Origin of the sequence: Pseudomonas sp. IT-P258 (genome assembly GCF_949767825.1) — a bacterium.
GTDB lineage: Bacteria > Pseudomonadota > Gammaproteobacteria > Pseudomonadales > Pseudomonadaceae > Aquipseudomonas > Aquipseudomonas monachiensis.
Genome location: NZ_CATKPU010000043.1, coordinates 546375 through 571290, shown reverse-complemented (window position 1 = coordinate 571290; position 24916 = coordinate 546375). Strand labels below are relative to the sequence as shown.

21 protein-coding genes are annotated in these 24916 nt (G+C 61.3%); 10 read left to right on the top strand and 11 right to left on the bottom strand.

Annotation, left to right across the window (positions count from 1 at the left end; all coding sequences use genetic code 11):
* Positions 1-25 precede the first annotated feature (25 nt).
* Together ACM6G4_RS18430 and ACM6G4_RS18425 are read left to right on the top strand one after the other, a co-directional pair.
* On the top strand, positions 26-466 hold the full coding sequence (locus ACM6G4_RS18430; protein WP_056725254.1) for a TadE/TadG family type IV pilus assembly protein: 441 nt from the start codon (positions 26-28) through the stop codon (positions 464-466).
* On the top strand, positions 463-3204 hold the full coding sequence (locus tag ACM6G4_RS18425) for an ATP-binding protein (protein WP_414914274.1): 2742 nt from the start codon (positions 463-465) through the stop codon (positions 3202-3204). The genes ACM6G4_RS18430 and ACM6G4_RS18425 overlap by 4 nt, the downstream gene beginning before the upstream one ends.
* On the opposite strand, the gene ACM6G4_RS18420 is transcribed toward ACM6G4_RS18425, so the two are convergent.
* The 5 genes from ACM6G4_RS18420 to ACM6G4_RS18400 all read right to left on the bottom strand — a co-directional run bounded on the left by ACM6G4_RS18420 (position 3201) and on the right by ACM6G4_RS18400 (position 7623).
* The gene (locus ACM6G4_RS18420; protein WP_414914273.1) at positions 3201-5183 is read right to left on the bottom strand and encodes a pilus assembly protein TadG-related protein; all 1983 of its coding nucleotides are present in this window, start codon (positions 5181-5183) and stop codon (positions 3201-3203) included. The two genes, ACM6G4_RS18425 and ACM6G4_RS18420, sit on opposite strands and share 4 nt — an antisense overlap.
* Before the next feature lie 147 nt (positions 5184-5330).
* Positions 5331-5894: a DUF4136 domain-containing protein gene (locus ACM6G4_RS18415; protein ID WP_056725261.1), complete on the bottom strand. Its 564-nt coding sequence runs from the start codon at positions 5892-5894 to the stop codon at positions 5331-5333.
* A gap of 56 nt (positions 5895-5950) precedes the next feature.
* Positions 5951-6559, bottom strand: coding sequence for a DUF4136 domain-containing protein (locus ACM6G4_RS18410; protein ID WP_056725263.1), 609 nt, complete (start codon positions 6557-6559; stop codon positions 5951-5953).
* Between the two features lie 12 nt (positions 6560-6571).
* Positions 6572-7321 (bottom strand): methyltransferase domain-containing protein, encoded by a 750-nt coding sequence (locus tag ACM6G4_RS18405; RefSeq protein WP_056725266.1) that lies wholly within the window; start codon positions 7319-7321, stop codon positions 6572-6574.
* On the bottom strand, positions 7321-7623 hold the full coding sequence (locus ACM6G4_RS18400) for a MazG-like family protein (protein ID WP_007971343.1): 303 nt from the start codon (positions 7621-7623) through the stop codon (positions 7321-7323). The genes ACM6G4_RS18405 and ACM6G4_RS18400 overlap by 1 nt, the downstream gene beginning before the upstream one ends.
* Before the next feature lie 156 nt (positions 7624-7779).
* Here ACM6G4_RS18400 and ACM6G4_RS18395 point away from each other — a divergent pair, with 156 nt between their 5' ends.
* Positions 7780-8073, top strand: a complete 294-nt coding sequence (locus ACM6G4_RS18395) for a hypothetical protein (protein WP_056725270.1) — start codon at positions 7780-7782, stop codon at positions 8071-8073.
* Between the two features lie 97 nt (positions 8074-8170).
* Positions 8171-9520, top strand: a complete 1350-nt coding sequence (locus tag ACM6G4_RS18390; RefSeq protein ID WP_414914272.1) for an MATE family efflux transporter — start codon at positions 8171-8173, stop codon at positions 9518-9520.
* 32 nt (positions 9521-9552) lie between these two features.
* Here the strand turns inward: ACM6G4_RS18390 and ACM6G4_RS18385 are convergent, their stop codons facing one another.
* The 6 genes from ACM6G4_RS18385 to ACM6G4_RS18360 form a co-directional block, all read right to left on the bottom strand.
* Positions 9553-10353, bottom strand: a complete 801-nt coding sequence (locus ACM6G4_RS18385) for a DUF4123 domain-containing protein (protein ID WP_414914271.1) — start codon at positions 10351-10353, stop codon at positions 9553-9555.
* Positions 10350-11669, bottom strand: coding sequence for a type VI secretion system Vgr family protein (locus ACM6G4_RS18380; RefSeq protein ID WP_414914270.1), 1320 nt, complete (start codon positions 11667-11669; stop codon positions 10350-10352). Before ACM6G4_RS18380 ends, ACM6G4_RS18385 begins: the two co-directional genes overlap by 4 nt.
* A gap of 232 nt (positions 11670-11901) precedes the next feature.
* The gene (gene speA / locus ACM6G4_RS18375) at positions 11902-13815 is read right to left on the bottom strand and encodes an arginine decarboxylase (RefSeq protein WP_056725278.1); all 1914 of its coding nucleotides are present in this window, start codon (positions 13813-13815) and stop codon (positions 11902-11904) included.
* A gap of 219 nt (positions 13816-14034) precedes the next feature.
* Positions 14035-14406 (bottom strand): translation initiation factor Sui1, encoded by a 372-nt coding sequence (locus tag ACM6G4_RS18370; RefSeq protein WP_008053936.1) that lies wholly within the window; start codon positions 14404-14406, stop codon positions 14035-14037.
* 280 nt (positions 14407-14686) lie between these two features.
* Positions 14687-15244 carry an NUDIX hydrolase gene (locus ACM6G4_RS18365; RefSeq protein ID WP_056725280.1) on the bottom strand — a complete coding sequence of 186 codons (558 nt, stop codon included), beginning with the start codon at positions 15242-15244 and terminating at the stop codon, positions 14687-14689.
* 3 nt (positions 15245-15247) lie between these two features.
* Positions 15248-16315, bottom strand: a complete 1068-nt coding sequence (locus ACM6G4_RS18360) for a DUF2333 family protein (RefSeq protein ID WP_046039967.1) — start codon at positions 16313-16315, stop codon at positions 15248-15250.
* A gap of 487 nt (positions 16316-16802) precedes the next feature.
* On the opposite strand from ACM6G4_RS18360, the gene gcbA reads away from it, so the two are divergent.
* From gcbA to accC, 6 genes are all read left to right on the top strand, one after another.
* Positions 16803-18473 (top strand): diguanylate cyclase GcbA, encoded by a 1671-nt coding sequence (gcbA, locus tag ACM6G4_RS18355; protein ID WP_414914269.1) that lies wholly within the window; start codon positions 16803-16805, stop codon positions 18471-18473.
* Positions 18474-18525: 52 nt separating this feature from the next.
* Positions 18526-20472, top strand: a complete 1947-nt coding sequence (locus ACM6G4_RS18350; protein WP_414914268.1) for a methyl-accepting chemotaxis protein — start codon at positions 18526-18528, stop codon at positions 20470-20472.
* 175 nt (positions 20473-20647) lie between these two features.
* A complete protein-coding gene (locus ACM6G4_RS18345) occupies positions 20648-22393 on the top strand; it encodes a protein-disulfide reductase DsbD (RefSeq protein WP_414914267.1) in 1746 nt (581 codons plus the stop codon).
* Positions 22394-22525: 132 nt separating this feature from the next.
* Positions 22526-22978: a type II 3-dehydroquinate dehydratase gene (aroQ, locus tag ACM6G4_RS18340; RefSeq protein ID WP_056725289.1), complete on the top strand. Its 453-nt coding sequence runs from the start codon at positions 22526-22528 to the stop codon at positions 22976-22978.
* Between the two features lie 48 nt (positions 22979-23026).
* A complete protein-coding gene (accB, locus tag ACM6G4_RS18335; RefSeq protein WP_150727805.1) occupies positions 23027-23491 on the top strand; it encodes an acetyl-CoA carboxylase biotin carboxyl carrier protein in 465 nt (154 codons plus the stop codon).
* 17 nt (positions 23492-23508) lie between these two features.
* Complete coding sequence (accC, locus tag ACM6G4_RS18330; RefSeq protein ID WP_056725293.1) at positions 23509-24867, top strand: acetyl-CoA carboxylase biotin carboxylase subunit; 1359 nt, start codon at positions 23509-23511, stop codon at positions 24865-24867.
* The last annotated feature ends 49 nt before the right edge of the window (positions 24868-24916 follow it).

Below are 24916 nucleotides of genomic sequence, written 5' to 3'. Positions count from 1 at the left end.
AGTGTTGGTCAGGGTAGACGCACTCATGAAAGCCAGCCTCCCCCACAAACAAAAAGGTGCCGCCGCAATTGAATTCGCCTTGGTGTTCATCATTTTTTTTGGCGTGTTCTACGGCATCATCAGCTACAGCCTGCCGCTGCTGTTGATGCAGTCATTCAACCAGTCGACCGCCGAAGCCGTACGCCGCAGCGTGGCGCTGGACCCGGCCACCCCGGGTTACAGTGCCGCGCTGATCGCCCGCGCCAAGACGGAGCTGACCACGCAAACGGCCTGGATTGCGCCGGCCCTGAACTTCAATGTCGCCACTGATGCCACCGTCACTTATGTGGGCGGCTTGCTGACAGTGCGCATCAGTTACCCCACCAATAAAATCAGCGCCGTCATCCCGTTCCTGAACCTGCCCGGTATCGGTCAGGTACCCAATCTGCCGGCGACCCTCACGGCCAGTGCGAGCCTGCAATTTTGAGTGCCGGGGACAAATTGTTCGGGCGCCTGCTCCACCGACACCCGCCGCCGCCACCGGAGCCGCCGGAGGCAATGCAGGTGCACAGCTTCGGATTGCAGATGCAGCTCAATGCCGAGGGGCGTGTCGTTCAATTGAGCGGTCCGCTGCGGCACTTGCTGGCCCAGCATCCCCCCAGCGCACAGGCACCGCACCTGCTCGACTTCCTGTTGCCCCACAGCAGCCTCGTCATCGAAGGCTCGCCAGCGGACTGGCAGGGACAAACCCTGGACCTGGACTTCTGCAGCCTCAACGGTCCGCCGCTACATTTGCGCGGCTGGGTGCAACCCTTGGCCGATGCCTGGCTGTTGCAGATGCTGGACATCGGTGACTTGCTGCTCGAACGCCGGCAATCGCGCAACCGCGAACAATGCCAGGTGCTGGCGCTGCAAATCGCCGGACAGTTGCGCCTGTGTAGCCTGACTCGCCTGCCCGAGATGCTGGCCGAACAACTGCAAAGCCTGGCCCAGCGCTTTCAGATCCCGTGCATTGCCCTGGCCTTGCTCGATGAGCAGGAACAGGGTTGGCAAATTTACCAGCACTACGCGGCCCTCGATGCAGCGCAACTTTGGCAAAACGGTCAACGCCTGGGCACGGGGCTGGACAGTCTGAGCGGCTCCGCACCGCAGCACCTGACCCCGCGCGAACACCCGCGCCTGCAGGGCACGTTCGGCAATACCGATGGCTTCGCCGTGCCTTATCACGATGCGCAAGGGGTGGTTGCCTGGTTGCTGTGCGGTTTCTTCACGGCGCAACAACGCGCCCCCGATGTCACGGAACGCGACTGGCTGCAAATCACCGCCGCGCTCGCCAGCCCCTTGCTCGGGCGCCTGCGCGAGCATCGGCATCATCTGCAACTGGAACGCCTGGAGTCGCTGCAAGCCTTGCTGGGAACAGGCTGGTGGGAAGTCTTCAGCGACAGCGACGAGGTTCAGTTGGCGCCTTCGCTGGTCACCACCCTGAACCTTGGAACATCGCGTTTATCCGTGCAGGACTGGCTCGAACAGGTGTATCCCGTCGACCGTGAAGAGCTGCGCATGCGCCTGAAAGACTTGCAGACGCAGGGCATTCCCCTGCTGCTGTGTGTGCGCCTGTATCGCCCCTACAATGCGCCCGAACCCATCTGGTATCGCCTGCAAGGCCAGGCCTTGGGCGCGGGGAAAAACCGTCGGCTGGTGGGTTTCATGCTCGACATCAGCGACATAAAGAACCAGGAGCAGATCGCCGCCGCCGCCCGCGCACGCCTGGACAATCTGATCGCCAGCTCTCCGGCGGTGATTTACGTACAGCGCTATGTCGAAGGTGTGTTGCAACCGGTGTTCTTCAGCGACAGCCTGTTGCCACTGCTCGGCTGGACCCTCGCCGACTGTGCGCCCGGGGCGTTGGTTGAACGGGTACATCCCGACGACCGCCAGCAGTATTTCGAGCGCACGCGGCTGTTGCTGCGTGAAGGCTCGGTGCGCGCCCGCTATCGGTTGCGCGACAGTCGCGGCGACTATCACTGGCTGCTGGACGAAGCGAAGTTGTTGCGCAACGACCTCGGCTTGCCGGTGGAAGCCGTGGGCCTGTGGCTGGACATCACCGAAGCGACCCTGGCCACTGAACAGGTCAGGCAGAGTGAAGAACGCTACCGGATTCTGGTGGAAGACTCGCCGGCGATGATCTGCCGCTACCAGCCGGATCTGACGCTGACCTTCGGCAACCGCCCGTTGGCCACCTACCTGGAATTGGCGCCCGAGCAATTGCCGGGGATGAATCTGGGCAACTGGATGTCCAGGGAACAGCGCGAGGCATTCACTCGACGGCTGGACCAGTTGAGCCCCGAGTTTCCGGTCAGTACCGCCGAGATCAACCTGCAACTGCCCGGCCGCGAACACGCCTGGTGGGTCTGGTCCGATCGCGGGGTGTTCGATGAACAGGGCCGGTTGCTCGAGGTCCAGGCCGTGGGGCGCGACAACACCGAGGTGCGGCGCTCGCAGCAGCAGCTCACACAAAGCGCGAAAATGGCCACCCTCGGTGAAATGGCCACTGGCCTGGCCCATGAGATCAACCAGCCGCTGAACGTCATGCGCATGGCCATCGTCAACGTACTCAAGCGCCTCAATAACGGTGATGTACAGGTCGATTACCTGATCGACAAGCTCACTCGCATCGACACCCAGGTGCAGCGCGCCGCGCGGGTGGTGGACCACATGCGGGTGTTCGGCCGCCGTTCGGAAATCGAGCAGCAGCCATTCAACCCGGCCAAGGCCATCGAAGGCACGCTGGCGCTGTTGTCCGAAGGAATGCGCGGCAAAGGCGTCGACCTGCGCATTAGCGAGACCGGTTTTGAAGTGCTGGTGCGCGGCTACGTCGATCAGCTTGAGCAGGTGCTGATCAACCTGATGGTCAACGCCCGTGATGCATTGCTCGGCAAGCGCGAGGCCAACCCCGATTTCAAACCGTGGATTTCGCTGTATACCGAACGGGATACGCACTCGGTACGCCTGTGGGTCGAGGACAACGGCGGCGGTATCGACCCGCGTTTGCTGGAGCGGATTTTCGAGCCGTTCTTCACCACCAAACCGGTGGGTGTCGGCACCGGTCTGGGGCTCTCGGTAAGCTACGGCATCGTCGAGCACATGGGCGGAAAACTGAGCGTGCAAAACACCAGCGAAGGTGCGCGTTTCTGCATCGAACTGCCGATTGTGACGCCGGACTAGATCACCAGCGCCGCTCGACCCGAATGACAACTGAGGTTGGCACCCACTTCGACTTTGTTCAGGTCGATCCCCAGGCTCGCCAGCAACGTATTGATCAGCGTATCCAGTAACGGGCTGAGTACCGTATTGATCGCATTGACCAACGCAGTCGTGACCTCACTCAAAATACTGCCCAAGCCTCCCACGATGCTGCCCGACGGCCCATACATGTTCACACCAAGGTTACTCACAGTGGTGTTCAGGCTGTTGACGATGTTGGTCGTGGTAAAGGCGTAGTAAAACGGTGGCTGATTGATCTCCGGCAGGTTGGCAGCCGCCGGTGCGGAATAGACGTGGGGGATGTTGGCATTTTGGGCAACCGCGGTGTTGACCATGAGATCGATGCTGCCGCCAACACCGGGCTGATGGTTGTAGCAGGTCAGGGACAGGATCAGCAGCCGCTTGCAGGTCTGCACGCCGATGTCGATGACCTTCAGGGGATTGACGTGGTTGCTGGGTGGAACAGTGGGTGAGCCAAACACATCGGCGGGATTGATCTGCCCGATCTTCAAACCGATCAGCGTGGTGGTGGTGCTGGTCGTCAGGCTTTTGTTCGTCGTACTCACACAACTGTAAGCCGTGACATAACTCCAGGCACCGGCCGCCTCCAGGGCCACGTCGATGCGTATCGGAGGTGGCAACAGCTTGATTTCCGGCGTGTCGCACGGCACGAGCACCGCGCAGGTCAATTCGTTGACAACGCCCACCAGGTCCCAATCAAACAATGAGTTCAGGATATTGGCCAGGGGTGAAGCGAGATCGATGACAGCGTTGACCAGAGGCGTGATGGCGTCCAGCACGGGCAGGTTGATCGACAACAACGTCTTGACCTGAGCCGTGCGTACATAGATGCGGTTGGGGCCCAAAGGGGCCAATGCCGCGTTTTTCGGATTGCCGATGGCCGACAGTTGCGGGGGCTCCATCACCTGCACCCGTGCCGTGATCTGCGCCAGGCCAGCGATGTTGATCGGCAAGGTCGCGACCGCGGCATTCTTCTTGTTGGCCAGTTGTACAAACCCTTCAATCAGATCGAAGGCTTTGAGGTTCACGGCGAGGGTCGAAATGTCGGTGCCGCTTTCAACATGCAACATGTTACCCAGCACAACGGACGTCGTACCCGCTGCCACCTTCAACGCTTGCAGGCTGACAATGGTTGCAGATGCTCCAAGTGTGCCGTTGGGGTCCAGTACGTTGATGGCGGTCTGGATCAACTGGCTGACATTGATCGTATTACCCAGTACCTGATCGTAGCCACCCGCAGTCAGGCCGAGATCGATTTTCAACCGGTTGAGGTAGCCGAGCAGGCTGATGTCGGTATTGACCAACCCGTTCCAGCCCGCCGCACTGATACTGACGTTGCCTCCCAGCAACCCTCCGAAAAGCAGACTGGTAATGGCGGCCTTGCTGGTATCAAAGGTCAGGACCGCACTGCGGATCGTCAATGAAGCCAGGGGAGGCGGCAACGCAGCGACCGCCGTAGCGCTCAGCGTCAGCGTTGAGCCCGCCGGTGCGCCGCCGGCCAACGCGCCGATGCCGCCGGCAATACTCTGTTGCACGACATGGCTGGCAATAACCCGGATAGCTTCGCTTTTGCTTGGGTCGGCAGCGAATACCCGAAGGTTGTTGGCATCCAGGGTCAGCGCACCACACGCCACAGCCAGTACGCGTCCAGTGGAGGGAATGGCGAAACCATTTCGTTGCGCGCTGGCCGTGGCATAGGTGTTAGCGGTTGAGCCGCCGGAACAGTCTCCCCCCCTGGTGGCAGCCTCAAGGGCGGCCATGTCTGCCACGCGCTGCAAACTGCGTTTTTCCAGATACAGCCTGCCGGTATCGACCACCAACAACATGAATGCCAACGCCAGAGTCAGGGTCAATGCAGCCATCAAGCCGATCGCCCCCCGTTGCCGGGCCGGGCCGCAAAACTGCAGGCGGGGAGACATGGCGCACTCCTTTGCCGGCGCACGGCCGGGCGCAACCTCCGTTGGTGAAAAGCAGTGTAGACAAGGGCGGCCGAGACTGCTGGCAACTTGCCATTTCAGGCAATAAAAAACCCCTGTGAGGCACAGGGGTTCAGGGGCTGACTGATTCTAGGATGCGTGCGGTGGGTAGTTGGCCAATATCCGCGTGACCGTTTCCCAGATGGCATCGCGACGATCGGTCGGGTTCGGCGTGCGGCTGAGTATCTGTTCGTCACTGCCACGCCACACCAGCTTGCCGTCCTTGCCATCGAGCAGGTCGATCTGGATGGTCGCCACTTTGTAGCTGACGTTGCGGGTTTCGTTATACATGGGGGCGCCGTAGTAGCCATACCACGGGTTACCCCAGCCGCCGCCGTAATTGGTGGTCACCTGTTGTTGCCGCTCTTCGACAATCAGGTAGGTCTGTACATTCAAATCGCCCTTGGCGCCTGCGGCGGCCGGGCGCAGACCGCGCTGATCCAGTTGATCGGCAACCGCCTGACGGACGCGCTGTTCGGTCAGGTCGCTCTTGATCCGTGGATCATCGGGACGGTATTGCAGGGCGGGTTCTTTCCAGGTCCAGCTGCGATAGGCAGCAAAGTCGCGGCTGGCGTCGAAGTCATGATTGACCTGGTTGGCGGCGCAGGCACTGAGTAGCGCGGCCACTGCCAGTAAAACAAAACGGCGGAACATGATGAGTCTCCGGTTGAAGGCATGATCCTGCGAAATGCTTCTTATTCGATAAGAAGCTAACTGGGAGGATACGCCGACATTGCCTTTTCCACAGCCTGCCGTATGGCATCGGCCCGCTCACTTTCGCTGCCCCGGTTGCCGGTTTCAGCGCTGGCGCTCCACACCGGCTGGCCGCTCCTGGCGTCATACATATCCACCTGAACCACTACGACTTGCTCCTGATAGGTACGAACGACCGGTACAGTGGCGTACCCGCCATATCCAGGGCCATAGCCGTTGTAGCCACCATAACCGCCGCCGTAATAGTCGTCCTGAACCTGGCGCAAGCGGGTTTCCATCCGCAGGTCGGCGCTGACAAACAGGTCGGCCGGTCGATTATCGTGCAGCGGGCGCAAGCCGCGTTGATCCAGCGCATTGCTGACCGCTTCGGCGATCTGCGCCGAATCGGCCCAGGCGGTGCCCGGTGGCAAATGCCCGTCGAGCCACGCCCAACTGCGGTAGCGCCCATAGTCACGGGGGGCTGCCGGGTAAGCGCTGCGGTCAAAGGTCTTGGCGGCCTGGGGCGGCGCCGGTGGCAATGGGTTGGACGTGGCGACATAGGGGTTGCTGCCCTGACAGGCCGCCAGCCCCAGGCAGAACACCAGCACACCTGAATGACTTTTCATTGCGTGCTCCGATCAGACAGGCCGACAGATCCAGTGCAAATATCGCCCAAGCCCGGCAAAGCCCGGATGACGACGGTGGGCCAGTTCCATTTCCAGCAGGTCCGCCAGCTCGGCGCGGGCCTGGAACTCCACTGGCATGTAATCGTGGAAAACCCGCACGCCACTCATGGTTTCGACCTTCCACAGACCTTCAAGTTGCGCCGCCAGCTCGCGCGGATCAAGGGGCTGTTGCGGGGTCAGGCTCTGCTTTTCGCCGGCCATGTCGTTCTTGCGCATCTTGCGGAAATGGCCCTTGAGCAAGTTGCGATAAATCAGCGCGTCGCGGTTGTAGAACGCCAGGGACAGCCAGCCGTCGGCCTTGGTCAGTTGATGCAGCACCGGCAGGATGGCGTGGGGTTCGGCCAGCCATTCCAGCACGGCGTGGCACAGCACCAGGTCGTAGGGTTCGGTGAGCTGCCCGAGCAGCTCCTGCCACGGCGCCTGAATGAACGTGGCGCTCTGCCCGGCTTCGGCAAAGCGCTGGCGGGCGCCTTCAAGCATCGGTTCGGCAGGCTCGGCGAGGGTCACCTGATGGCCGCGCTGGGCCAGCCACAACGACATGTGGCCAAGGCCGGCGCCGATGTCCAGCACGCGCAGCGGCCGGTCGGGCAGGATTTCGGTCAGGTCGGCCTGCAACACCGCGAGACGGATCGCGCCTTTGGCACCACCGTAGATTTTTTCGGCGAAACGGGTCGCCAGTTGATCGAAATGACGGTCGCTCATCAGCTGAACCTCCGTTCGCTGTCCGCCAGTTTGCTGCGCACTACGGCTTCCATGTCCAGGCCCAGCTCGCTGCACAACAGCAACAGATAAAGCACGATATCACCGACTTCCTGCCCGGCGTGGGCGAGTTTGTCCGCCGGTAACTGGCGTGACTGGTCTTCGGTCAGCCACTGGAAAATTTCCACCAGCTCGGACATTTCCACGCTCGCGGCCATGGCCAGGTTTTTCGGGCTGTGAAATTGCCGCCAGTCATTGCGGTCACGGATGGCGTGCAGGCGTTCGGTCAGTTCAACAAGGTTCATCGGGCTCTCCTGAAGGCGTATAGCTTCGGGGGGATCACAGGTGAAGGCAAGGGGCAGAAGGTGCACGCTCTGCGTGCAACCCTCTATGCTTGTGGGAACTCGGCAGCATGATCGACAGCCCAAGACTCAATTCTCTTTAATCAGGACGTTCACTCCATGCAGGTAGAAGGTTTTTCCGAATGGCTCGGCCAGGTACTCGGCTCGATCATCCGCTTCATCGTTGATGCCCTCAGCGGGCTGTTCAATCTGTTGAGCAACGCCAGCAGCAATTTTGTCGAAGGCCTGTCCCAGGCGCTGGGCATGGATACCTCGGTCATCAGCATCGTGACCTTGATCCTCGGGCTGATACTGCTGTGGTCGGCGATCCGCGCCTTTCTCAATGCATCGTTCATCATGGGGATCATCTGGTTGGTGCTGGGGCTTTGGTTGCTCAGCTGGATCATCCACTGACACCACTGGACACCTGTGGGAGCAAACCCGCTCCCACATTTGATCGCGGTTTGCTCTCGATGTGCCGCTACAATGCCCGCTCCTCCAAGGAGCCTGCATGTCCAACCTGACCGCCGACTGGCGCGACCGCCCTACCCATCGCCGGGTCTGGGCGCTCGCTGCGCCGATGATTCTTTCAAACATTTCCGTACCGCTGGTGGCATTGGTCGACAGCACCGTCATCGGTCACCTGCCTCATGCCCACCAACTCGGCGCCGTCGCGGTCGGGGCCAGTCTGTACACATTCCTCGCCTGGGCCATGGGCTTTCTGCGCATGGGCTCCACCGGGTTCGCCGCGCAGGCGGCCGGGCGCGGGGATGGCGCGGCCTTGCGGCAGATTCTCTTGCAGGGCCTGCTGCTCGCCATTGGCCTGGCCGTGGTCCTGGGGGCGGTGGGCGTGCCTTTGAGCGGGGTCGCGTTGCACTTCATGCAACCGTCGGCGGAGCTCGATCAACTGACCCGCGAGTTCTTCCACACCCGCCTGTTCGGCCTGCCGGCAGCGCTCGCCAGTTATGCACTGGTCGGCTGGTTTCTCGGCACCCAGAACGCCCGGGCGCCCCTGGCGATTCTGCTGAGCACCAACCTGGTCAACATTGCCCTGAACCTGTGGTTCGTCCTCGGCCTGGAATGGGGCGTGGTCGGTGCGGCCAGGGCCTCGGTGATTGCCGAATGGACCGGTGCACTGATTGGCTTGCTGATGACCCGCAAAGCCCTGCGCGCCTACCCCGGCCATATCGTCTGGGCAGCATTGGCGCTGTGGCAGAGTTGGCGGCCACTGCTGGCGGTCAACCGCGACATCTTCATCCGCAGCCTGGCGCTGCAATCGGTGTTCTTCCTGATCACGGTGCAAGGCGCACGACTGGGCGACGCCACGGTCGCGGCCAACGCTCTTTTGCTCAATGGTCTGCTGCTGACCGCCCACGCCCTCGATGGCCTGGCCCACGCCGTCGAAGCCCTGTGCGGACATGCGCTTGGCGCCCGTGACCGCGATGCCCTGCGCCGTTCATTGGTGGTGGCCGTTGGCTGGTCGTTGCTGGCAAGCCTGGGCTTTGCCGCGCTGTTTCTGTTCGCCGGGCATCTGTTCATCGAGATACAGACCGACATTCAAAGTGTGCGCGACACCGCCTTCATCTATCTGCCCTACCTCGCCGTACTGCCGCTGATTGCCGTCTGGAGTTACCTGCTCGACGGCCTGTTCATCGGCGCCACCCGCGCCCGGGAAATGCGCAACGGCATGCTGCTCACCGTGGCGCTGGTAGTGCCCTTCGGCTGGGCACTGCAAGGCGGAGGCAACCATGGCCTGTGGATAACCTTTCTGTTGTTCATGCTGTTGCGCAGCCTGACCCTCGGCGTGATCGCCTGGCGCCTGCGCCGAAACGATGGCTGGTTCGCCGGCGGCATTCACTGATCGGGCGCGGCCCCGGCAATCAATTTCGGCCCTCACGGCCAGGGTGGATCGTTCTGCCACAGCCGACGCAGGCTATCGAGTCGCTCCTGTTGAGTCCCGCCCGGCAGCGGCTGCACGGGCACGGCATCGGGATGCTGCAGGCGTAGCCATATCCAGCCATCAAGTACCGGGCGCTCGCTGAAAGCCAGCGCCAGCCCTTCCTGCACATAGGTCCACAGACGAAGGAAATCGACACCGGTGGATCGGCTCCAGCGCCAGGCATGCTGTTCGAGCAGGCAGGTTTGCAGTTTTTCCTGCTGCCCGGCGCTTAGACTTTCCTCGACGGCCAACGGGCTGACCGCCAACCCCGGGTTGGACAAGCGCTGCCAGCCCTGACATCCCATCGCGCGGTCGCCCCAACTACCGCCGAACCAGCGTAACTGGTGGATAGGCCCTAGCCAGCGACTCAGCTCAACGGCATCGCAGGCATCGAAAAAATAGCTGGCCGTGATTGGGTTGTAGTAATTCAAAAGGGCCCGGTGCAGACCAAGCGTGACCGTGAGCATGCGTCGCAAATGCGCCAGCAACAACGCAGTGCCGGCTTCACTGTGCATCAGCAATCCGGGCCAGCGTTGTCCGTCGACGAAGCATAAATCGGCCAGTGCCGGGCAGGTGTGCAGATCGACCAGGACCGGCCCCTGTTCATGCAGCGCATGCCACTCCGTACCTTCGAACAACCCGAAGCATCGGGCCTGGGCAAACATCTGCCGAAGTGTGACACCCGCCTGCGGCGTGCCCGGCACATCCAGCAACAGCCACTGCGGGGGCGCCTCGGGCGTGCATGTGGCGATCATGCTCCAGAGCTCTGGCCAAGCTGCGTCGCCAGACGACAGGTACACAAAGCCTGTGCGCAATGGTTGAAACTGCCGCCACCGGGTAGCAGGCACAACATCAGCAACGGCTCCCCCGAACGCAACCATTGCTCCACGCCCTCATGATGGGTGCAGCCCGGCTCGGGGGTGACAGCGTCCACAGCTTCAACCGTTGCCGGCGCATGCAGCACCCCGGTTATCTGCGGTTGATCGGGATCGCCCTCGAAAAAACTCACGACCAGCTCAGTTCCTTCCCGCAACGGCGATAACGTCGAGGCCTGCAACTGCCTGGCCAGGGGCAGCCAGCAATGACTGGGCGCCGCACCTTCGCCCTGATAAAGCCAGTCGAATTGCACCGGTACCGGCCTTGCCGGGTCGGGGCCGGGCTCATCGACCTCGACCACCCACGCCCGTTGCGGGCCATGCATCCTTGGTTGGACCGTCGAACAGGGCGGCTCGATGGGTGCCGGCCACTGCAGGGTACGGGCCTGATTGTAGTAGGGCGTCGTCGTATCCTGGCTGCCCCAATGCTCAACGTGGGTCAGCAACCAGAGCCGATTGCAATCGGCAGCCGGGTGACCGGACAACGGCATCAACCGACCGCTGCGCAAGGTCGTCAGGTCCGTCCGGCATTCGGCACTCTGCAGCGCTGTTCCACCGCGGCGCTGGCGTTCGAACTGCCGCACCGCCGGCCGTTCGCCTTCGCCGCGCAATACCGCAGGTTCGCCGGTTGGGAAATGCTGCCGGTCATCACCAAACACCACACAGTGCCCGCGAGCCCCGTGTTCGAAGTGGTAGTGAAGCCCTTCCCGGGCGCACAGTCGCTGGAGAAATTGCAGGTCTGACTCTCGATATTGCGTGCAAAAATCCCGGGGTGGGTATTCGCCGCTTAGTTCCAGGCGTCGATCCATGCCGGTAATGCCGTGCTCCTTGAGCACCTGGTCGAGGATTTGTGGCACTGAACGGGCGCTGAAGATTCGTTGGCTGAAACGCTGGGCCAGGCAAGCCAGTCTTGGCCCCAGGCGCACCTGACAGAGCCGGGGTGCCGAGGCGTGATCGCGCTGGACGATTTCATGCAATTGTCCATGCACGTGACTTTCGGCTGGCCCGAAATGCAGGGAGGCCGGGCGGTACAGCAAACTGGCAAGGTCAAGCTCCGGGTCATCGATCAGCAGATTCAGGTCGAACACGAACGGCTCGCTGATGGCTTCTCTGCCGGTAAAGGCCAGGACCTCTAAGGAGTCGGGCAGACCTGCTACATCCAGACGAAATGAAGGTTCGCTGACTGGATTGAACATCGGCGTTTCTCTACAGGAGGGGCGGCCGGGGATTCTCGCTGAGAGACATGGCCGAGTAGAGTGCCGAAATACAAATTAGGAAATAACCTACGCGAAAAGAAGACCAAATGCGCTGGGTTGTCGAAGATGCTGGAAATTTCGTCTGGAACAGAAGAATTGCCGCACCAGGTCATCTGAAATTTCCGCAGCGAACGGAAAATTTTCAGACAACCTGATGAGCGTGCCCCTTACCTCAGGAAGACAGGTAAGACGAACGGGTCAGCCCCAGACGCAAGGCATCGAGGAACTGCGTGCGCTCGGTGGCGCTGATGCGGGCACTGGCGCACTTGTCGCGGTAGTGGGTCATCAGTTCTTCCGGGGACAAGTGCACGTAACGCAGCATGTCTTCGATGGTGTCGTGGGTTTCGATACCGGCGTGGTACACGCTGCCGTCGGCGTTCTGGTAGATGTTCACCGAGTCGGTGTCACCGAACAGGTTGTGCATGTCGCCAAGAATTTCCTGGTAGGCACCGACCAGGAACACACCCAACAGGTAGTCCTCGCCTTCCTTCAGGGCATGCACCGGCAAACTGGTCTCGATGCTCTGCTCGTCGACGTACTGGTTGATCTTGCCGTCGGAGTCACAGGTCAGGTCTTGCAGCACCGCGCGACGCAACGGCTCTTCGTCGAGACGGTGCAGCGGGATGATCGGCAGGACCTGGTCGATGGCCCAGGTGTCCGGCAGGCTCTGGAACACCGAGAAGTTGCAGATGTACTTGTCGGCCAGCTTGTCGTTGAGTTCGTCCAGCACCTGGCGGTGCGAACGCTGACGCGCCTTCAACGAGTTGTGCAGGCGACGGCAAACAGCGAAGTAGCACTGCTCGGCCAGGGCTTTCTCGGCCAGGGTCAGCTTTCCGTCGGCGTACTGGGAGGCAACATCACTCATGTAGTGCGTGGCGCGCCAGTAGGTTTCGGTAACCATTTCGATGTCGGTGGGACCCAGCAGGTCCACCAGCCACTGCACGGTTTCCGGCAGCGCTTCCTTGTTCTCGATCTGCGGCACGTCGTCGTTGTGTTTCTCGACGTCGGTCACCTGGATCACCAGCATGGCGTGGTGCGCGGTCAGGGAACGGCCGCTTTCGGAGAAGATATTCGGGTGCGGCAGGCTCTGCGCATCGCAGAATTCCTTGAGCATCCCGACCACGACACCGGCGTAGTCGTCCATGTCGTAGTTGATCGAACTGGCGTTACGCGAGTGCGTACCGTCGTAGTCAACGCCCAGGCCACCGCCGACGTCGATGTGGTCCACCGGCAGGCCAAGGTTGCGCAACTCGCCGTAGTAACGGATCGCTTCCTTGAAGCCGTGCTGGTAGTCCGCCAGGTTGGCGATCTGCGAACCCATGTGGAAGTGCAGCAGGCGAATGCCCTGGTCCAGGCCGGCCGCACGGAAACGCTCGACCACCGACAGCAGTTGCGCCGCCGACAGACCGAACTTGGATTTCTCGCCGCCGGTGTCCGCCCACTTGCTCGAGGCCAGGGATGACAGGCGCACGCGCAGGCCGACTTGAGGCTTGACCTTGAGCGAGTTGGCTTCTTCGATCACCAGGCCGACTTCGGATTCTTTCTCGATCACGATGAACACGTTGTGGCCGAGCTTCTGGCCCATCAACGCCAGGCGAATGAATTCGCGGTCCTTGTAGCCGTTGCAGACAATGGTGCCGCCCTTCGGCGCCAATGCCAGCACTGCCAGCAGCTCAGGCTTGGATCCGGCTTCCAGGCCGATGGAAACGTTCTGGGTAGCGATGATGTTCTCGATCACCGCTTCCTGCTGGTTCACCTTGATTGGGTACAGCGCGGTGTATTTGCTCTGGTATTCCAGACGCTCGATGTTCGAATCGAACGCGCCGGTCAGCTGACGCACGCGGTCTTGCAGGATGTCCGGGAAACGGACCAGCAACGGCAAGGACAGGCCGCTTTTGCGCAGCTGGTCGACTTGTTCGTACAGGTCGATAGGCGAGCTGCTCGGACCGTTCGGACGAACTTCGACGCGACCGGCGTCATTGATCGCGAAATACCCGGCCCCCCAATGGCGAATCCCGTAAACACTGCGGCTGTCCGCAACTGTCCATTGGCTGCCATCGTCTTTGCGTGTGCGTCGTACGGACATCGAAGTCCCCTATAAAGAAGTCATAGTGCGTCGCCTGGGTTCAGGCCGGCGCAGTCTAAAGAATGAAAATGACGGTTCGTCAACGAGGCAATAGACCCCGCCGACCGCAGTGAGTTTAGATACCGGTCATGAACAGGCTCTGTGAAAACCATGTAGACGATGCCGGACCTGAATGTCATCAGGACCGGATCAAGCCGCAGGTGGTTTTCACAGAGGCTGCTAGCCGCCGGACTTCTTCGCCTTGAAACCGAGCTTGATCAGTTCTGCCAAGAGTAGCTCGACATGATCGCCCTGGATTTCGATGACACCGTCTTTCAGCGCCCCACCGGTACCGCAACGTTTCTTCAACGTCGTGGCCAGGTCCTTGAGCGCGTCTTCAGCCAACGGCACGCCGGTGATGGTGGTCACCGTCTTGCCGCCACGGCCCTTGCTTTCGCGACGCACGCGAGCGATGCCGTCGCCGGCCGGGATAACGGTCTGTTTGCAGATGCAGGCGTCCACCGGTTTACTGCATTCCGGGCAATGACGACCTGCGTCGGTGGAAAATACCAGGCCGCCCAAGGCGGCGAAGGATGCGGCTTTTTTGGCCACCGGCAATCCTCTTCGGAGGACAAAGACTGGTCGCAGCACTTGGGAAGGCTATCGACCGCGAAGCCCCACTCAGGCAGGGGCAGCGCTACTGAAACAGTACGACTCTTTGTAGGAGCTGACGAGTGCAACGAGGCTGCGATCTTTTGATTTCGACGCGAAAGCAAAGTCAAAAGATCGCAGCCTGCGGCAGCTCCTACAACGGGCAATGCCGGTTCAGCTTGAAAAGGTCGCGCAGTGTAACGGCAAAAACGCCGATTGCTAAGAGCCAATCGGCGCCAATTTATAGCTGTTTTGCGACGTCGATCCGGCGTGAGCGCAAATAGCGCTTCAACGCTGCCAGAGAGTCCGGGCAATAAGGCTTTTGCTCGATTTCCAGCATGACCTGATCGACGGGGATAAAGCGCGCTTCGAGCACCTCTTCGGGTTGCAGGATCAACGGTCCGTCCCATACCGCTGAAAACGCCGAACACCACAGGCGATTGCCGGTGTCCTCGAAGAAAAAGTGGTCATGGGCAGTCAGCTCCACGCCACTTACGCCCAGCTCTTCCTCCAGCTCCCTTGCCGCCGACTCGGCGTAGGTTTCACTGGCGAGCACCATGCCCCCCGCCGCCACGTCCCAGTAACCGGGATAGATCGCCTTGCTCAGGGTGCGTCGGTGTACGCACAGCTCGCCAGCGGAGTTGAACAACATAATGTAGGTGCCGCGCCCGATCAGCCCGCGCTCGCGCAAATCGGAACGGACCAGGGCGCCGAGCAGGTTGTCCTGTTCGTCGACCCAGGCGATCTGTTCGGCATCGGAGGCCGCACGGTGCGCGGCTTCCCTGGCGTTATCGACCATGACTCAGCCCTGATTGAGCAATTGGCGCAAATCGATCACCGCGGCGTTGGCCCGGGAAATGTAGTTGGCCATGACCAGCGAGTGGTTGGCCAATACGCCGAAGCCGCTGCCGTTGAGGATCATCGGGCTCCACACCGGCTCCTGCGACGCTTCCAGTTCACGAATGATCTGGCGCACGCTGACCGTGGCGTTCTTCTTGGCCAGCACATCGGCGAAGTCGACTTCGATGGCGCGCAACAAGTGCGACAAGGCCCAGGCCTGGCCGCGAGCTTCGTAGAACACGTTGTCGATCTGCAGCCATGGGGTTTCGACGATTTCCTCATCGACTTGCGGCGCCACACCCGGCGTCACCACCTCGGTTTTCAGCGCAGTGTTGAGCTTGACCCGGCCCACACTGGCCGACAGCCGTTGCGACAGCGAGCCCAGACGGGTACCGACGTCACCCAGCCAGTTGTTCAGGTTGTCGGCGCGGGCATAGAACAATGCGCTCTTCTGGTTTGGATCGGACAGGCGCGCCTGATAGCGGCTCAGGGAATTGATGCCTTCCTGGTACTCGGACTCACTGGATGGCAGCACCCAACTCTTGTTGTCGAAGTTGAAACGCGGCTCGGCCTTGGCCAGGTCAGCGTCTTCAGCGGACTGCGACTGCGAACGGGCGAAGTCTTTACGCAGTGCCCGGCTCAGGTCACGGACCTGCACCAGCACGCCATATTCCCAGCTCGGCATGTTGTCCATCCACAGGCCTGGCGGGAATCGGTCGTTGGAAATATAGCCGCCTGGCTTGGTCAGCAAGGTGCCGGCGACGGTCTTGAGGGTTTCCACCGTGGTGTAGCCGACGACCATCTGCTTGCCTTCTTTCTCGGCCGCCAGTTGCGCGGTTTGCTGGACCGGGAACAGCGCCGGCTCCTGGCTCCAGTACCAGCCCAGGACACTCGCCACCAACAGGTAGATGCCCAGCAGAGTGGCCAGCGCCCGGCTGAACAACAGACCACCCAGATAACTGCGGGTCTCCGACTTCGGTTCAGCGGCACGTTCAGGCGCACTGTCTGTGCGGTTCTTCCAGTCCAGCATGGCGATTTCCTTTCAAGCTCTTGAGTTCAACGGTTCGACCACAACCATACAACAACGTGCCTTGGCCCGGCACCCGCCATCGCACCGATGCGAAAAATTACCGGGCTTGCAGATCAAAGGAGTACCTGTGCAGCCGACGACGTCGCGACCATCGAAATCCCCCCCTAATGGTTTGGATTGCCACCCTAAGGGAATCCCCGACCCTCTGAAATCCAAAAAACCGGACCGATCAGCACCGGTAAAAAATCATCAATGGCCAGTTGTCAGCTGCTCGCCCATTTCCGCCCCGCACCCGCCAAGTGCCCTGATTCAAGCACTACGCCCCTTGCGAACCGCGACTTGAAAGACTCGAACAAGACCGATCAGTCACAAACTGAATGAAGTCACATTGCAGATTATTGACGTACAGCACTCATGCAATGGACAAGTGGTGCTAGCATAGAGCCACCACTCGACCTCAGTGTGCACCCTAACTAGTAGTCAGGATATGACCGAGCCAGAAGATCCCAGCCGCGAGCGCCTCAAGCACCACTTTGCCCAGAGGGTAATTCATCAGGCTCGTCAGATTCTTGAGATATGGCAGCGCCTGCAACGCAGTGAGTGGTCCACCGCCGACCTTTTGGAACTGAGCGAGGCCAATCTGCGCCTGCTGCGTTTCGCCGAGCGCTTCGAACAACCGGAACACACGCAACTGGCACGCCACATCGGTCAGTCCCTGGAGGCGGTCGACGCCAATCGCGGACGCCTGAGCAGCGGCCTGATCACCGATCTCAATCGCTTGATGCAGCGCCTGTCACGCACCGGCCTGCGCCATGGCGACCAACTCGATCAAACCTTCCTGCCGCCGCTGCGCAAGCCCATTTACGTGATGCTGCAGGATCACGATCGCGCCGAGCGCCTGGCCAAGCAACTGGAATTCTTCGGCCTCAGCGCCCAGTCCCTGGACAGCGTAGACGCGTTTCGCTCATCGATGGTCGAGCGCCTGCCGGCGGCGATTGTCATGGACGTGGACTTTAGTGGCACCGGCGTCGGCCTGAAACTGGCCGCCGAAGCCCAGGAAGGCCTCGATCATCAACTGCCGCTGCTGTTCTTCAGCCTGCACGAAACCGACACTCCGACCCGCCTGGCAGCCGTGCGCGCCGGCGGCCAGGAATTCCTCACCGGCACCCTCGAAGCGTCGAGCCTGCTGGAGAAGATCGAGGTCCTGACCTGCGTCGCCCAGTACGAGCCTTATAAAGTACTGATCATCGACGACTCCCGCGCCCAGGCCTTGCACACCGAGCGCTTGCTCAACAGCGCAGGGATCGTCACCCGCACCTTGATCGAGCCAATCCAGGCGATGGCCGAACTGGCGGATTTCCAGCCGGACCTGATCATCCTCGACATGTACATGCCGGCCTGCACCGGTACGGAACTGGCCAAGGTCATTCGCCATAACGACCGTTACGTCAGCGTGCCGATCATTTACCTGTCAGCCGAAGACGACCTGGACAAACAACTCGACGCCATGAGCGAAGGCGGCGATGACTTCCTGACCAAACCGATCAAGCCCCGGCACCTGATCACCACCGTGCGCAATCGTGCGGCCCGGGCACGCAACCTCAAGGCACGGATGGTCCGCGACAGCCTCACCGGGTTGTACAACCACACGCACATCCTGCAATTGCTCGAAGACTGCTCGTTCCGCGCCCGCCGCGAAAGCAAGCCGCTGAGCTTTGCCATGCTCGACATCGACCACTTCAAACGGGTCAACGACAGCCACGGCCACCCCATGGGCGACCGGGTGATCAAGAGCCTGGCGCTGTTTCTCAAGCAACGCCTGCGCAAAACCGACTTCATCGGCCGCTACGGTGGCGAAGAATTCGCCATCGTCATGCCGGACACCGATATCGAAGCGGCCTATAACGTGCTCGATGAAATCCGTCAGCGCTTTGCCGAGATTCACTACCCCGCGCAACCCGAGGATCTGTGGTGCACCTTCAGCGCCGGAGTGGTTGAGCTTTGCGAAAGCTCCGACAGCCTGATGATGGCCAGCCAGGCGGACGAAGCGCTGTACCGCGCCAAACACGGCGGACGCAATCGCGTCCAGGCGGCCCGGACATCAAAGCAAAGTGCCACTTTTTTATCGGAATCGACCGATACGGTCATAAGCCTGTAACAGAAACGCAATAACTTCAGGCGCTTACCATTTCTGCCGTTGGTAGTCCGTGATGCGCCTGAAGCTGCTGACCAATCTCAATACCCTCCTTCTGGTGGCCGTGTGCGTGGCCCTCGGCGCTACGCTGTGGTGGTCGCAGAAAGCCCTTGAGCGTCCGTATCTATTAATGGAGCGCTACCTGGGCCTGTCGCAGCAATTTCAGAATGACGTCGTCCGCAGTGTCGAGGATTACCTGGGCAGCGGCGACGCGTTGCGCCTGAGCACTGCCGCCCAAGGCATCGACAGCCTGCAAAAAGAACTCGGCGAATTGCCACCGGCCCTGGCCGAGGCGTTACGCCCAAGCCTTTGGACCCTTGAAGAATTCAGCAAGACCGACCTGCTGGCCGCCGGCAAGCTGGCAGGCGATCCGCAGGCCTTGCTGCTGCAGGCCGAGCGGGAACTGGGTGCCAGTCTCGATCAACTCAGCCAGTACGCCAGCGGCAATGCGGCTTACCTGACGCCGCTGCTCACCGCATCGCAACACCTGGGCAAATTGTCCCTGGCCCGTGACAAACTGGTCAGCAGCGGCCGCAGTGAACTGGCCGCCGATGTCGAACGCGAAGTGACCAACATCCGCACCCAGGCTGAAAAACTGGACGCCCTGCCTTTGCTCGGCGTAGCCACCAGAGGCGAGTCGAACACCGACGATTTCGCCTCGATGATGGGCCTTGAGAACACTGAAAAAACCGTTGCCGAAGATGCCGGCGTGGGCCTCAAGCGTGAGCTCAACAGCCTGCTCACCCGCTACCCGGCCGAGCTTTCGCGCACCCGCGATCAAATCCAGAAGCGCGCCGACCTCAGCGCGGCGACCCACCTGAAAATCGCCGACGTGCAACAGGCCATTGCCGGGCTGGAACCGGTAGTACGCGCCCAGCACGGGCAGATCCAGGGTGAAGTGCGGGTGATGCAAGGCGTGATGATCGGCTTGATTCTGTTGATCGCCCTGCTGATCGACACCCTGCAGCGCAAACTCGCCCGAACCCTGACCAACCTCGCCCCGGCCCTCTCGACCTGGGCCGAAGGCGACTTCAGCCGCGACATTCAACTGGGCAGCACCAACCGCGAATTGCATGACATTGAAGCCTCCCTCAACCGCTTGCGCGCCTATCTGGTGGACCTGGTGGGGACCATTCGCCGCAACGCCGAGCAGGTGGCCGACAGCAGCCGCACCCTGGCCGACCTGAGCAACGACCTGCACGACGGTGCCGAGCATCAGGCCGGTGACACGGCACTGATCCGCGACTCCCTCAGCGAACTGGAAGCGACCATTCAACAAGTCGCCGGCGATGCCAGCCAGGCCGCCGACGCCAGCCGCCACGCCGGCCTGGCCGTGGAGCACGGACAGAAAGTCATCGGCCTGAGCCTCACGGGTCTGCATGCGCTGGTGGATGAAGTGCAAGGCAATGCGCAAATGATTGAACACCTGGCTGAAGAGTCGGCCACCATCGGCGGCGTGCTGACGGTGATCCGCTCGATTGCCGACCAGACCAACCTGCTGGCCTTGAACGCCGCCATCGAGGCGGCCCGGGCCGGGGAAATGGGCCGAGGCTTTGCAGTGGTGGCCGAAGAGGTGCGCTCACTGGCGCAACGTACCGCCGGGGCCACGGCAGAAATCCAGACGCTGATCGCAGGACTGCAAACCGCCGCGCGGCAATCGGTGGAAGGCATGCGCGCCCAGGTCGCACACGCCGAAGCGACCGCCGGCCAGGCCCAGGCCGCGGATGGGGCACTGGATAAGATCGTGGGGGCGATCCAGACCATTTCCGCCACGGCGGTACGCATTGCTGATGTCACCGCCCAGCAAAGCGGCGCTGTCAGCGAAATCCGGGACCACAGTGAGCGGATTCACCAGCTGGGCGGGGATAACCTGCTGCGCATTGGCCAAGGGCGTGAGCAAGGGGAGAATTTGCTGGTGCTGGGTGGGCGATTGCATACGGCCGTTCAGGCCTTCCGCGTCTGATAAATCGCTTTCACTGTAGGAGCTGCCGAAGGCTCGGGCCGCGTTCGGACGATCTTTTGACTTTGCCTCTCAAGAGCAAGATCAAAAGATCGCAGCCTTCGGCAGCTCCTACGCAGTTCGATGTGACCATGCTCTCTCAGCTATCATCCCCCCAATTCCGATACGCGAGATCGTCATGCGCCGTTTGCTTTGCCTGCTGTTTTTAGTGTTCGCCCTGCCGGCCAGCGCCACTGGCTTGCTGGAGAACCGACCCAGCTCCAGCCTGGGCTCGATCAACAACAGCGCCGACTTCCTGCCGGTGCGCGAAGCTTTCCGGCTGAGCCTGGTAGAGAGCACGCCGCAATCGATAAAGCTGCGTTTCGTCGCCACCGAAGGTTATTACCTCTACCGCCACCGCTTTCAATTTCGCGCCGATCCGGCCGATGTCGCCCTCGGAGCGGCGAAACTGCCCGACGGTCAGAAAAAGCACGATGAATACTTCGGCGATGTCGAGGTCTATCACGGCATTCTCGACGTCGAGTTGCCGCGCACCGACCAACGCGCCTTCACCCTGGTCGTGACCTATCAGGGATGCGCCGACAAAGGCTTGTGCTATCCACCGGAAACCGAGCGCCTGAGTATCGACGGCAGCGGCGCTCCGGCGACGGTTTATCCATGGAGCTGGCGCGAACTGGCGCTGTTTTTCCTCGCGGGCCTGGGCCTGACGTTCACGCCATGCGTGCTGCCCATGCTGCCGATCCTGTCCGGCGTGGTACTGCGCGGTCAGGTCGGTGGCTGGCGCGGCTTCAATCTGTCGCTGGCCTATGTGCTGCCAATGGCCGCCTGCTTTGCCCTGCTCGGAGCCCTGATGGGCCTGTTCGGTGCCCAACTCAATCTGCAGGCGCGACTGCAGTCGGCCTGGGTGCTGGTGCCGTTCGCGATGTTTTTCGCTGTGTTTGCCCTGGCGATGTTCGGCGTGTTCGAACTCAAGTTGCCGCACGCCATCCGCAGTCGCCTGGACCGCATCGCCGGCCGCACCGAAGGCGGGTCATTGTGGGGCGCCGCAGTGTTGGGCGTGGTCTCCAGCTTGCTGGTCTCACCCTGTGTTTCGGCGCCATTGGCCGGCGCGCTGCTGTACATCAGCGCCAGTGGCGATGCGCTGGGCGGCGGCTTGAAACTGTTCATGCTCGGCCTCGGCATGGGCGCGCCGCTGTTGCTGGTGGCCACCGGTGGCGCAGCCTGGCTGCCGAAAAGCGGTCCGTGGCTGGTTTACGTGAAAAACGCGATTGGCGTGTTGTTGCTCGGGTTGGCCGTCGGCCTGCTCAGCCGCGTCTTGCCGGGTCAGGTCACCTTGTTGCTCATCGGTTTGCTGGCCGGCGGCGTCGGCCTGTTCATGGGAGCGCTGGAGTTCGTCTATAAACCACCGCGCAAACGCCTGGGCCAATTGCTCGGCATGTTCCTGCTGTTTTACGCACTGGCCTGCTGGTACGGCGCCTTCAGCGGCCAGACCGACCCGCTCAACCCGATCGGCCAGCCCCGTATCGTTGCCAACAACGGCCCCGCGCAAAACGCCAGCACCTGGCAAACCGTCAGCACGCCGGCCGATCTGGACCGAGCACTCGCCGACGCACGCGCATCCGGCACACCGCTGCTGCTCGACTGGTACGCCGACTGGTGCATAAGCTGCAAAGTCATCGAGCGTGAGGTGCTGGACGACCCTGTCGTCATCGAACGCCTCAAGGGCTACCGGCTTATTCGCTTCGACATCACCGCCAGCAACGCCGAGCAACGCGCCCTGCTCGACCGTTACCAGTTGTTCGGGCCACCGGCCCTGATGTTTTTTGGCAAGGACGGTGTCGAACGCGCCGATGTTCGGGTGATCGGCGAGATCAACGCCAGGGACTTCGCCGAACGTGTTGCCAGGGCGAATGACCAAATTTAATCAAGCAGTCATATATTTCGCGCAAACATCGGTCATCGTGCGGGCTATTGCAGAGAACTGGACAGTCACAAAGGCTTTGCGGCATAGTCGCCGGGTTCTGACAATTGCTCACAGATAACATAGGAACCGCCGATGGCGACGTTACTCGTTCTGCACGGACCCAACCTGAACCTGCTCGGCACTCGTGAACCGGGCACCTATGGCGCCACGACGCTGGCTCAGATCAACCAGGACCTGGAACGCCGTGCCCGCGAAGGCGGTCACCATTTGCTGCACCTGCAAAGCAACGCCGAGTACGAATTGATCGACCGCATCCACGCTGCCCGCAGCGAAGGCGTGGACTTCATTCTGATCAACCCAGCAGCTTTTACACATACAAGTGTCGCATTACGTGACGCGCTGCTGGCGGTGAGCATCCCATTCATCGAAGTGCATTTGTCTAACGTGCACAAACGCGAACCTTTCCGCCATCACTCTTACTTCTCCGACGTAGCGGTGGGAGTGATCTGCGGCCTTGGCGCCAGCGGTTATCGACTGGCCCTGGAGGCCGCCCTAGAGCAGCTTCAAATACAGGCAACAGCTTGAACAACAAGCGTTAAACGCCCCTGACCGACCCTTGGGAGTTGATGATTCATGGATATCCGTAAAGTTAAGAAACTGATCGAATTGCTGGAAGAGTCCGGCATCGACGAGCTCGAGATCAAGGAAGGCGAAGAGTCCGTACGCATCAGCCGTCATAGCAAGACCCCGGCTCAGCAGTACTACGCGCCAGCTCCAATGCACGCTCCGGCCCCCGCGCCTGTCGCTGCCGCCGCTCCGGCTGCCGCTGCCGCACCTGTTGCCGCCGCCGCGCCAGCACTGAACGGCACTGTTGCCCGTTCGCCGATGGTCGGTACTTTCTATCGCAAGTCTTCGCCAACCTCGCCGTCCTTCGTCGAAGTCGGCCAGACCGTGAAGAAAGGCGACACCCTCTGCATCGTTGAAGCCATGAAGATGATGAACCACATCGAAGCTGAAACCAGCGGTGTGATCGAATCCATCCTCGTCGAAGACGGCCAGCCGGTTGAGTACGACCAACCGCTGTTCACCATCGTTTGAACCGCGGAGAGCCTTTGATGACTGCGAAGTTGGAAAAAGTTCTGATCGCCAACCGCGGTGAGATCGCCCTGCGGATCCTGCGCGCCTGCAAAGAGATGGGCATCAAGACCGTCGCCGTTTACTCCAAGGCCGACAAGGAACTGATGCACCTGGGCCTGGCAGACGAATCCGTCTGCATCGGTCCGGCATCGGCCGCCCACTCCTACCTGCACATTCCGGCAATCATTGCCGCGGCCGAAGTGACTGGCGCTACCGCCATTCACCCGGGCTACGGCTTCCTTGCGGAAAACGCCGACTTCGCCGAGCAGGTCGAGAACTCCGGCTTCGCGTTCATTGGCCCGAAAGCCGAAACCATTCGCCTGATGGGCGACAAGGTATCGGCCAAGCACGCCATGATCGCTGCCGGCGTTCCGACTGTTCCGGGCTCTGACGGCCCGCTGCCGGAAGACGAAGAAACCGCTCTGCGCATTGGTCGCGAAGTCGGTTACCCGGTGATCATCAAGGCCGCTGGCGGCGGCGGTGGTCGCGGCATGCGCGTTGTGCATAAAGAAGAAGACCTGATCTCCTTCGCGAAACTGACCCGTACCGAAGCTGGCGCGGCGTTCGGCAACCCGATGGTCTATCTGGAAAAATTCCTGACCAACCCGCGTCACGTGGAAGTCCAGGTCCTTTCCGATGGCCAGGGCCAGGCTATCCATCTGGGCGACCGCGACTGCTCGCTGCAACGCCGTCACCAGAAGGTTCTCGAAGAAGCGCCAGCACCGGGCATCGACGAAAACGCACGTGAGGAAGTACTCGCACGCTGCGTCAAGGCTTGCATCGACATCGGCTACCGGGGCGCTGGCACTTTCGAGTTCCTGTACGAAAACGGTCGCTTCTACTTCATCGAGATGAACACTCGTGTCCAGGTAGAGCACCCGGTTTCGGAAATGGTCACCGGCATCGACATCGTCAAGGAGATGCTGAGCATCGCCGCCGGCAACAAGCTGTCGTTCACCCAGGATGACGTGGTCATCCGCGGTCACGCGCTGGAATGCCGGATCAACGCCGAAGACCCGAAAACCTTCATGCCGAGCCCGGGCACGGTCAAGCATTTCCACGCCCCAGGCGGCAACGGCGTTCGCGTCGACTCGCACCTGTACAGTGGTTATGCCGTTCCGCCGAACTACGACTCGTTGATCGGCAAGCTGATCACCTACGGGGCAACCCGTGACGAAGCCATGGCGCGCATGCGCAATGCGCTGGACGAGATCGTGGTCGACGGGATCAAGACCAACATCCCGCTGCACCGCGACCTGACCCGCGACGAAGGCTTCTGCAAAGGGGGCGTGAACATTCACTACCTCGAGCACAAGCTGGCTGGCGAGAAGCACTAAGCTTCGACCCCATCGACAAAGCCGCCTTCGGGCGGCTTTGTTGTTTAAG